Here is a 1,396-nt window from a genome sequence, read left to right as displayed (position 1 = left end):
ACTGCGGGACGCCGCCCGTGAGGCGTGGTGCGTCAATCTGGTCGTACACGAGGCGATGACGCCGGACGAGCGCGGCAGGCTGCCGCTGGCCCGGCTGCTGCCGCCGGGGCTGCGGCACCGGGTGATCGAGCACCGGGCCACCCCCCAGCAGTTCCGGGCGGTCAACTGGGCGCTGAAGGACCTCGGGGTGGAGGTGCCGCGCGGCGGTGCCGTACTGCTGCCCCCGGACCCGGCGCCCGCGGGGTACGACCGGCAGGCGTACGCCGTGCGCAGCGTCTTCCTGGACGGCTCCGAGCCGGCCGAGCTGGTCACGGCCCTGCGGGACTTCGTCGCGCTGTCGCGCCCGAGGCCGCGCGGACTCGGTGAGGCGCTGGCCGGTCTGCGGGACAACTGGGCGCTGATGACCGTGCAGGAGGAGCTGGAGCGGGAGCGGCGCCGGGTCGAGCGGTACCGGGAGGCGCTGGAGGCGATGACGAAGTCGCGGGATCTGTACCGCGAGGCCGCCGAGCAGGCCCACGAGGCGCTGGCCGCGTACCGCGACACCCCGCTGCCCGGGCTGCCTCAGCAGCGGCCCTCGGCCCGCAACCAGTCGCCGTTGCAGCAGCTCACCCGGACGTTCGAGCGGCTGCGGCTCCCGGCGCGGGGGCAACGGCCCGAAAACCCTGACAGCGCCGCTGGAACCGGCCCGGAGCGCGAGGCCGAGGGCAGCGACCGGGTGTGACCCGACGGCTGCCGCGCGCCACAGCGGGCAGAAGGAAGAGGGCGCGGGCGGGCCGCGCGTCGGGAGGGGACAGGACGCATGGACAACTCCACGATCGTGCTGGTGGTCGCGGCCCTCGCGGCGGCGGTGGTGCTGGTGTTCGCCATCGTCCTGCTGGTGCGGCTGGTCAGGGCGCGGCGCTCGCTGCGGGACGCGGGGCTGCCGACCGGGCCGCGCTGGGTGTTCTGGGGTGCGGTCCTCTATCTGGTACTGCCGACGGATCTGCTCCCCGACCCCGTCTACCTCGACGACATCGGCGTCCTCCTGCTCGCCCTGCGCAGCATGCGCGCCGCGACACGCCCGCTGCCGGAGAAGCCCGGCGACTTCTGAGCCTTGGGTGTCCCGAGGCGGTTCGGGTGATCCCGTACGGGTTTCCACCAGCCGGGTGAGCAGGAGGGCGGCGCAGGTGAGCGCGGATCGGCGCGGAAAGGCCCTTCACCTCGGGGTACGGCCTCGCCTGACGGAGCGCGGCAGTGTAGACATGGGCACATGGTGCGACTGCCCGGCCGACCCGATCCGCGGGCGCCCCGTTCGTTCGGGCACCCGCGCGCGCCCATAGGCGCGCGGCATCCGGGCGGTGCCGACGACGGCGGTCCGCCCGGCGTGCTGCGGGCTGCGGCGACGGGGCGCAGCGTC

General features: G+C 75.1%; 1 protein-coding gene and 1 pseudogene. Both read left to right on the top strand.

Annotation, left to right across the window (positions count from 1 at the left end):
* Window positions 1-721: pseudogene (locus GT030_RS11040) on the top strand (hypothetical protein); the annotation flags it as partial.
* A 78-nt stretch (window positions 722-799) separates the two neighbouring features.
* Window positions 800-1,090, top strand: a complete 291-nt coding sequence (locus GT030_RS11035; RefSeq protein ID WP_135793301.1) for a YkvA family protein — start codon at window positions 800-802, stop codon at window positions 1,088-1,090.
* Window positions 1,091-1,396 lie beyond the last annotated feature (306 nt).

The organism is Streptomyces sp. SID1328 (assembly GCF_009865595.1).
In the GTDB taxonomy this organism is placed as follows: Bacteria; Actinomycetota; Actinomycetes; order Streptomycetales; family Streptomycetaceae; genus Streptomyces; species Streptomyces griseoluteus.
Note: the sequence above shows the minus strand (reverse complement) of the source record. Positions and strands in the feature narration are given on the sequence as shown.

What these genes read in the sequence shown, in the direction of transcription:
- GT030_RS11035 (WP_135793301.1), top strand. Translation starts at nt 800, where the DNA reads ATGGACAACTCCACGATCGTGCTGGTGGTCGCGGCCCTCGCGGCGGCG.